Source organism: Thioalkalivibrio sp., from assembly GCF_041690275.1.
Lineage (GTDB): Bacteria > Pseudomonadota > Gammaproteobacteria > Ectothiorhodospirales > Ectothiorhodospiraceae > Thioalkalivibrio.
Genome location: NZ_JAWLHP010000028.1, coordinates 28466 through 36945, shown reverse-complemented (window position 1 = coordinate 36945; position 8480 = coordinate 28466). Strand labels below are relative to the sequence as shown.

The following is an 8480-nucleotide window of genomic DNA, read 5'->3' as shown; positions in this document are numbered from 1 at the left end:
TGGCCCACCCTACGGCGAAGCGGCTCCGTGTGGCACGGCCGCCGCAAAAGCCCTACCATACCGCTCGAACGCTGCCCGGCGGCCATGGCTGCCGCCGGCGTGTCCAGTGACCCGGCCCGGCCGTCCCGAACTCCGGAAGCCCATGAGCGTGAGCGAAGAGATTTCCCGCGAGCACGATCCCGGTGCGGTGAGACCGCTGCCCTGCAGGGTGCTGCTGGCCGCGGGCCAGTCCGACCGCGCCGCGCGGCTCGAGACGGTGCTCGAGTTCCTCGAGTGCGAGCCCGAATCCCACCGCGCCCCGCCGGATCCGGAGGCCCTGGCGACGGACGGGCTGCTGGCAATGGTGGTCAGCGGCTGCCTGGGCGAGGCGCTCTTCGAGCTGCTGAACAACCTGCCCGAGCTCGCGCCGGGCGTGCCGGTGGTGCTGGTCGGCGAGGAGGCCGAGTTCCCGGCACTGACCAAGGCGGCCCGGGCACAGGTGGTGCGGCGCGTGGGACTGCCGGTGCGCTACCCGGAGCTGGCGGACGCGCTGCGCTGCGCGCGGCACGCGGCGGCGAACGGCGGACTCGACGATGGCAGCCGGACCGTGGAGCTCTTCCGCTCGCTGGTCGGCTGCAGCCCGGCAGTCCAGAAGATCCGCCGCCTGATGACCCAGGTCGCGGCCACCGATGCCAACGTGCTGATCCTCGGCGAGACCGGCACCGGCAAGGAGGTGGTGGCGCGCAACATTCACCGCGCCTCCAGTCGCAAGCGCCGCCCCTTCGTCGCGGTGAACTGCGGCGCGATCCCGGCCGACCTGCTCGAGAGCGAGCTGTTCGGGCACGAGAAGGGCGCCTTCACCGGGGCCCTGACCGCCCGGCAGGGACGCTTCGAGATGGCGGAGGGCGGCACGCTGTTTCTCGACGAGATCGGCGACATGCCGCTGCCGATGCAGGTGAAGCTGCTGCGCGTGCTGCAGGAGCGCACCATCGAGCGGGTCGGGAGCAACCGCAGCATCGCCTGCGACGTGCGCATCATCGCGGCCACCCACCGCGATCTCGACACCGCGATCGACGACGGCACCTTCCGCGAGGACCTCTACTACCGCCTGAACGTCTTCCCGATCGACATGCCGCCGCTGCGTCAGCGGCTGGGCGACCTGCCGCTGCTGATCGCGGAACTCACCGCGCGGATGGAGGGGGAGGGCCGGGCGACCGTCCGGCTCGGGGCCTCGGCGCTGCGGGCACTGTCCGTGTACCCCTGGCCGGGTAACGTGCGCGAGCTGGCCAATCTGGTGGAGCGGCTGGCGATCCTGCACCCGGGGGAGACGGTGTCCCTGGAGGATCTGCCGCCGAAGTTCCGCGCGGGCCTTGCGGACGACGCGTCGTCCGACGACCTCTCCGACGACGGGTTCTCGCCGGCGATGGCGCAGCCGGCAGCGGGTGTCGAGCCGCATCTCCCGCAGGACGGGATCGACCTGAAGGAATACCTGAACGACCTCGAGATGGGGCTGATCCGCCGCGCGCTGGACGAGTCCGACGGCGTGGTCGCGCACGCGGCGAAGCGGCTCGGGATGCGCCGCACGACGCTGGTCGAGAAGATCCGCAAGTTCGGCATCGCCCGCCCCGAGGACGTGCCGGAAAATTGACGTCCGGTCACCGGCAGGGCGCTCCTTCCCCCTGTATCTGAAAGAAAAAATCCATCTGGCATCATTCCTGCTTCCTCCCTCGTGAGCCGAATCGGGCGACGGCGTTCCGTCGCTGGCGGCACCGATGGAAAGGGGAGGATGTAACGGATGATCGAAGCGCCTGCGATCTTGCTGGTGGACGAGGATCCCGACCTGCGTGCCCGGGTCCGCGAACACCTCGCCGGTGATGGTTGCCGGGTCCTCGATACCGATCAGGGCTCCCGGGGGCTGGGATGGCTGGGCCGCGAGGCGATCGCGATCGCCTTCGCCAGCCGCGAGGCCGGGCCGATCGGCGGGATGGAGTTTCTGCGCCAGGCACGCGGCCGTCACCCGGAGCTGCCGATCGTGCTGACCAGCGCCGATGGCAGCGTCGAGACCGCGGTGGCCGCGATGCGCGCGGGGGCCACGGACTTCCTGGTGAAGCCCTTCGGCGCCGGCGCGGTCGCGGACCGGGTCCGGCAGTTCGGCATCGACGGCGGCGGGCCGGACGGACCGGTGCTGGAGGATCCGCGCAGCCTGGAGCTGCTGGAACTCGCCACGCGCGTCGCGGGCTCCGAGGTCACCGTGATGCTGAACGGCGAGTCCGGCGTGGGCAAGGAGGTCTTCGCCCGCTACCTGCACACCCGCTCGCGGCGCTCGGCGGGCCCGTTCGTTGCGATCAACTGCGCGGCGATCCCCGAGAACATGCTGGAGGCGGTGCTGTTCGGCCACGAACGCGGCGCCTTTACCGGTGCCCACGAGGCCCGGCCCGGAAAGTTCGAGCTCGCCGAAGGCGGCACCCTGCTCCTCGACGAGATCTCGGAGATGGACCTCGCGCTGCAGGGCAAGCTGCTGCGGGTGCTGCAGGAGCGCGAGGTCGAACGTCTGGGCGGCAAGCGCCCGATCGCGCTGGATGTGCGCGTGCTCGCCACCTCGAACCGGGACCTCCGCGCCGAGGTGCAGGCAGGCCGCTTCCGCGAGGACCTCTACTACCGTCTCAGCGTCTTCCCGCTGACGATCCCGCCGCTGCGGGAGCGTCCGGGCGACATCCTGCCGCTCGCGCGGCACTTCCTGGCCCGCCAGGGGCGCGGCATCGAGGCACCCGAGCTGATGCCCTGCGCGGCCGCGCAGCTGATGAGCCATGCCTGGCCAGGCAACGTGCGCGAGCTCGACAACGTGCTGCAGCGGGCGCTGATCCTGCGCTCGGGCCGGGGCATCGACGCCGCCAGCATCCGGCTGGACACCGTGGCGCCGGGCGACGGGGAGGCCGCGGTGGCCGCGGCGCCCGAGATCCGGGTGCTCGGCGATGGCCTGCGCACCCGCGAGGAACAGCTGATCCTGGGCGCGCTGCACGCCGAGCGCGGCAGCCGCAAGGACGCGGCCGCGCGCCTGGGCATCAGCCCGCGCACGCTGCGCTACAAGCTGGCCCGGCTGCGCGAGGCAGGACTCGCGATTCCCTGAGTCTGTATTCTGAAAAACAATAGCCTGAAGAAAACAGCCAATGTGATGTCGAGGGATTAGAGATGAGCGATATGCAGATCAACCAGGTCCTGGCCCAGATGCGGGCCCTGGCGCAGAGCGCCGGCCTCGAGGGCGCGGCGCCCACCGAGGCCGGGCGTCCGGACTTCGCCAACCTGCTCAAGCAGAGCCTCGATCAGGTCAGCGAGACGCAGAGCGCCGCGAGCGACCTCCGCAAGGCCTTTGAGACCGGTGACCCCAATGTCAGCCTCGCGGAGGTCATGGTGGCGTCGCAGAAGTCGAGCGTTTCCTTCGAGGCGGTCAACCAGGTGCGCAACCGCCTGCTTTCCGCCTATCAGCAAGTCATGCGGATGCAGGTCTGAACGGGACCTTTCTGAACGGAGGACGGAAGCGCAACCATGGCCAGCTCACTCGCAGTCATCAACGACCAGTTCCGCGGGCTTGTGAGCCTGCCGCTTGAACGCCAGATCGGGCTGATCGTGGCGCTTGCGGCGGCCCTCACCCTGGTGGTGAGCCTCGTGCTCTGGCTCACGCGGCCGAATTACGTGGTGCTCTTCCCGAATCTGCCGGAGCAGGAGAGTGCCCAGGTGCTGGAGGCCCTCGAACAGAGCGGGGTCCCGTTCCGGCTCGATCCGGTCTCCGGCGCGGTGCAGGTTCCCGCCGCGCAGCTGCACGAGGCGCGGCTCAAGCTGGCGACCGAGGGCCTGCCGAAGGCCTCCGGGTTCGGCTTCGAGTTGCTGGAAAAGGACCAGGGGCTGGGCACCAGCCGCCTGATCGAGGATGCCCGCTACCACCGCGCGATCGAGGGGGAACTGGCACGGTCCATCGCCACGCTCAACAGCGTCGAGAGCGCGCGCGTGCATCTCGCCCTCCCGCGTCAGTCGGTCTTCGTGCGCGAGCGCAGCCAGCCGACGGCGTCGGTGCTGGTGAACCTCTATGCCGGCCGCTCGCTGGACGAGGGCCGGGCCGCCGGCATCGTGCACCTGGTTTCGTCCAGCATCCCCGACCTGAATCCCGAGAACGTGACGGTGGTGGACCAGCGCGGGCGTCTGCTGACCCAGCCCCACAGCCACATGGACGGGCTTGCCGGGAGCGGCCGGCAGCTGGACTTCACGCGCCGCCTGGAAGAGGGCTACGTGCGGCGGATCATGGACATCATCAGCCCGATCGTCGGGAGCGACGCGATCCGCGCGCAGGTGGCCGCCGAAGTGGACTTCTCGCGCGTCGAGCGCACCACCGAGGCCTATGACCCGGAGCGTTCGGCGGTGCGCAGCGAACAGATCTCCGAGGACGAGCGCCGCGACCGCGGGATGGCGGGCGTGCCCGGCGCCCTGTCCAACCAGCCGCCGGAGACCGGCGTGATCGGCGAGGCCGGTGAGGCCGGGGTCCAGCAGGATCAGCCGGGTTCGGTGAGCCGGCGCTCGGTGCGGAACTTCGAGCTCGACCGCACCGTGAGCCACATCCGGGAGGCGCCGGGCGGCGTGCAGCGGCTGTCGGTGGCCGTGGTGGTGGATCACCAGGAGCGTCCCAACGCGGAGGGCGTGCTCGAACGCGGCCCGCTGAGCGACGACGAAATGGCACGGATCACCACCCTGGTGCGCGAGGCGGTCGGCTTCGACGCCGAGCGCGGCGACAGCGTGAACGTGATCAATGCCTCCTTCCGGCCGGTGGAGACGCCCGAGCCGCTGCCCGAGGCCCCGCTGTGGCAGGAGCCCTGGGTCATGGACCTGACCAAGACCGTGCTCGCGGTGATCATGGTGGTGGTGCTGGCGTTGACGGTGGTGCGTCCGCTGCTGCGGTCGCTGGCGGAGCGCGGTGTCGCATCCCGACAGGAAGGAGAGGACCTGGCGCGCCTCGCGCTGACCGACGAGGGCGCGGGCGCGGTCGGCACCGCGGAGGCCCCCGGGGTCGGGCAGGAGGCGCACAAGGCGCTCGCCGGGCCCCAGGCGGCCCAACGCAGCTACGACAACAACCTCGAGGCGGCGCGCAACATCGTGCGCGAGGACCCCCGGCGCGTGGCGCAACTGATGAAGAACTGGATGGCGAGCGATGGCGGAGCAGTCTGATCACGGTTCACGCAGCGGCGGCGAGCGCGCCGCCGTCTTCCTGATGAGTCTCGGCGAGGAGGCGGCCGCCGAGGTGCTGCGGCACCTGGGTCCGAAGGAGGTGCAGCGCCTCGGTACCGCGATGGCCAACCTGAGCAACGTGTCCCGGACCGAGGTGGGCGAGGTGCTCGACGAGTTCGTGCGGGCGGTCGGCAACGAGACCGCGCTGGGCGTCGGTTCGGAGGAGTACATCCGCAATGTGCTGAACTCGGCGCTGGGCGAGGAGAAGGCCGGCGGACTGATCAACCGCATCCTGCTCGGCCGCAACTCCAAGGGTCTGGAGGCGCTCAAGCGCATGGACCCGCGCGCCGTCGTCGGGGTGATCCGCAAGGAGCACCCGCAGATCGTGGCCATCGTGCTGTCCTATCTCGACCCCGACCACGCGGCCGAGGTGCTGGGTCTGCTGCCGCCGCAGCTGCAGTCGGACATCCTGATGCGGGTGGCCAGCCTCGACGACATCCAGCCCACCGCGCTGCAGCAGCTCGACGAGATCCTGGAGCAGCAGTTCGCCGGGGATCCGACCGCCCAGGCCTCGGCCGTTGGCGGCGTGAAGAGCGCGGCGGAGATCCTGAACTTCATGGATCCGTCCCAGGAGGCCGAGATCATCGAGCGCATCCGCGAGACGGACGAGGGCCTGTCGCAGCAGGTGGAGGATCTGATGTTCGTCTTCGACAACCTGCTCGAGGTGGACGACCGCAGCATCCAGACCCTGCTGCGCGAGATCACCAGCGACTCGCTGGTGCTGGCGCTGAAGGGGGCCGACGAGCCGGTGCGCGAGAAGATCTTCCGCAACATGTCGAAGCGCGCGGCGGAGATGCTGCGCGACGACCTCGACGCGCGCGGCCCGGTGCGGCTCAGCGAGGTCGAGTCGGCGCAGAAGGAGATCCTGACCGTGGCGCGGCGCATGTCCGAGAACGGCGAGATCATGCTCGGCGGCAAGGGAGGCGAGGAGTTTGTCTGAGCGGCTCCGGGCCGGTCCCGGGCGCGGCTCTGAACCCGCGCCGGATGGCCTTGCCCGGCCGGCATGCGGCGATCCGGTGAGGAAGGGATGAAGATGGAGCGACAGGTGATGGACGGCGATTCCGGCGACGCGGTGAGGCGCTGGCAGGCACCGGAGGTGGGCGACCCGGTCCGGCGGCCGCCGGCCAGGGACGAGCGCGCGCAGCCGTCCGGGGACGCGGCGGTCCCGGCCGCCGCCGCCGAGCCGGCCGAGGCCGCGGCGCCGCCGCCGATGACCATCGAAGAGATCGAGCGGATCCAGCAGGAGGCGCGCGAGGAGGGCTTCCGGGAGGGCGAGGCGGCGGGCCGGCGCGAGGGCTTCGCGGCCGTGCAGGCCGAGGCCGAGAACCTCGCGCGCGTGCTCGATTCCCTGGTGCCGTCCGTCGAGGGCCTGGACCGGCGCCTGGAGCAGGAACTGGTGACCCTCGCGGTCACCGTGGCCCGCCAGCTGGTGCGGCGCGAGCTGCGCACCGAGCCCGGCCAGATCGTCGCCGCGGTGCGCGAGGCCTTCGCGCTGCTGCCCAGTTCCGATCGTCGGGTGCGGCTGCACCTGCATCCCGAGGACGCGCGCATCGTGCGCGAGGCCCTGCACCTGTCCGAACTGGAGCAGCCCTGGAAGGTGTTCGAGGATCCGACCCTGTCCCGGGGCGGGGCCTGGCTGGAGACGGACACCTCCCGCGTGGATGCAACGGTGGAGAGCCGGCTCAATGCCGTGATCGCCGGGATGTGGGGCGGCGAACGCCGTGAGGACGGGCAGGCGCCGGAACGGCGCACCGACAGGCCGAAGGACACCGGCCCGGAGGCCGGGTTGTGACGCTCCCCGCCGCCCTGGATCCGGAGCGCCGCACCGCCGCGCTGGGCGCGTCGCTGGGCCGCTTCCGGCGGCGGGCGGAGCGCGCGACGCTGCTCACCGCCGAGGGCCGGCTGGTGCGCATGGTGGGGCTGACGCTGGAGGCGGAGGGCCTGCAGATTCCGGTCGGGGGGCGCTGCCGCGTGGTGGGCATGGGTGGTGCCGAGGTGGAGGCCGAGGTGGTCGGCTTCGCCGGGGAGCGGGTCTACCTGATGCCCGTGGGATCGATCAGCGGCATGACGCCCGGTGCCCGGGTGATCCCGACCCAGCACAACCGGGAGGTGCTGGTCGGAGAGGGTCTCCTCGGGCGCGTGCTGGACGGTACCGGGCGGCCGCTGGACGGACGCGGGCCGCTGGCCTGCGAGGAACGCGCGTCGCTGGACGGACGGCCGATCAACCCGCTGGCGCGCCACCCGATCCACGAACCCCTGGACGTCGGGGTGCGGGCGATCAACGGGCTGCTGACCGTCGGGCGGGGACAGCGCATGGGACTGTTCGCAGGCAGCGGCGTGGGCAAGAGCGTGCTGCTCGGGATGATGACGCGCTACACGGAGGCGGACATCACCGTGGTCGGGCTGATCGGCGAACGCGGCCGCGAGGTGAACGAGTTCGTCCAGAACATCCTCGGACCCGAGGGCATGGCCCGCGCGGTCGTGGTGGCGGTGCCCGCCGATCACTCGCCGCTGATGCGCCTGCACGGCGCGATGCTTGCGACCTCCATTGCCGAACACTTCCGCGACCGCGGGCGCAACGTACTGCTGCTGATGGACTCGCTGACCCGGTTCGCCCAGGCGCAGCGCGAGATCGCGCTGGCGATCGGCGAGCCACCCGCGACCAAGGGCTACACGCCGTCGGTCTTTGCACGACTGCCCCAGCTGGTGGAGCGCGCGGGCAACGGGGAACGGAATCAGGGCTCGATCACCGCCTTCTACACGGTGCTGACCGAGGGCGACGACCACAACGACCCGATTGCCGACGCCGCCCGCGCGATCCTGGACGGCCACGTGGTCCTGTCGCGCCGCATCGCCGAGTCGGGGCGCTACCCCGCGGTGGACATCGAGGCCTCCATCAGCCGTCTGATGAACGAGATCGCCGACCCGGGCCAGATCCAGGCCGCGCGCCTGTTCAAGCAGGTCTACGCCACCTACCAGCACAACCGGGACCTGATCAGCGTCGGGGCGTACCAGCGGGGTTCCGATCCCCGCGTCGACGCCGCGATCGAATACTTCCCGCGGCTGGAGGCCTATCTGCAGCAGGACATGCACGAGCCGGTCGCCTTCCGCGAGAGCGTCCGGCAGCTCGACGCCCTGACCGGCGGCGAGGAATCCGCATCCGCGACCGACGATGGCCAGGCAGTGCCGGCCAACCCGTGAACCACCAGCCTTGACCAGGGAGCCTTCAG

7 protein-coding genes are annotated in these 8480 nt (G+C 71.0%); all 7 read left to right on the top strand.

The annotated features are described in order from the left end of the window. The first annotated feature begins 142 nt into the window (after positions 1–142). The 7 genes from ACESMN_RS07230 (at position 143) to fliI (ending at position 8451) form a co-directional block, all read left to right on the top strand. Positions 143–1627 (top strand): sigma-54 dependent transcriptional regulator, encoded by a 1485-nt coding sequence (locus tag ACESMN_RS07230; protein ID WP_373052922.1) that lies wholly within the window; start codon positions 143–145, stop codon positions 1625–1627. Between the two features lie 147 nt (positions 1628–1774). Continuing rightward, positions 1775–3106, top strand: a complete 1332-nt coding sequence (locus tag ACESMN_RS07225) for a sigma-54-dependent transcriptional regulator (protein ID WP_373052921.1) — start codon at positions 1775–1777, stop codon at positions 3104–3106. A gap of 62 nt (positions 3107–3168) precedes the next feature. Next, on the top strand, positions 3169–3486 hold the full coding sequence (gene fliE, locus ACESMN_RS07220) for a flagellar hook-basal body complex protein FliE (protein ID WP_373052920.1): 318 nt from the start codon (positions 3169–3171) through the stop codon (positions 3484–3486). Between the two features lie 36 nt (positions 3487–3522). Continuing rightward, positions 3523–5190, top strand: a complete 1668-nt coding sequence (gene fliF, locus ACESMN_RS07215; protein WP_373052919.1) for a flagellar basal-body MS-ring/collar protein FliF — start codon at positions 3523–3525, stop codon at positions 5188–5190. Continuing rightward, entirely contained in the window at positions 5174–6190 is a 1017-nt protein-coding gene (fliG, locus tag ACESMN_RS07210) for a flagellar motor switch protein FliG (protein WP_373052918.1), read from the top strand. The genes fliF and fliG overlap by 17 nt, the downstream gene beginning before the upstream one ends. 87 nt (positions 6191–6277) lie before the next feature. After that, positions 6278–7042 (top strand): flagellar assembly protein FliH, encoded by a 765-nt coding sequence (locus ACESMN_RS07205; protein WP_373052917.1) that lies wholly within the window; start codon positions 6278–6280, stop codon positions 7040–7042. Continuing rightward, positions 7039–8451, top strand: coding sequence for a flagellar protein export ATPase FliI (gene fliI, locus ACESMN_RS07200; RefSeq protein ID WP_373052916.1), 1413 nt, complete (start codon positions 7039–7041; stop codon positions 8449–8451). The genes ACESMN_RS07205 and fliI overlap by 4 nt, the downstream gene beginning before the upstream one ends. Positions 8452–8480 lie beyond the last annotated feature (29 nt).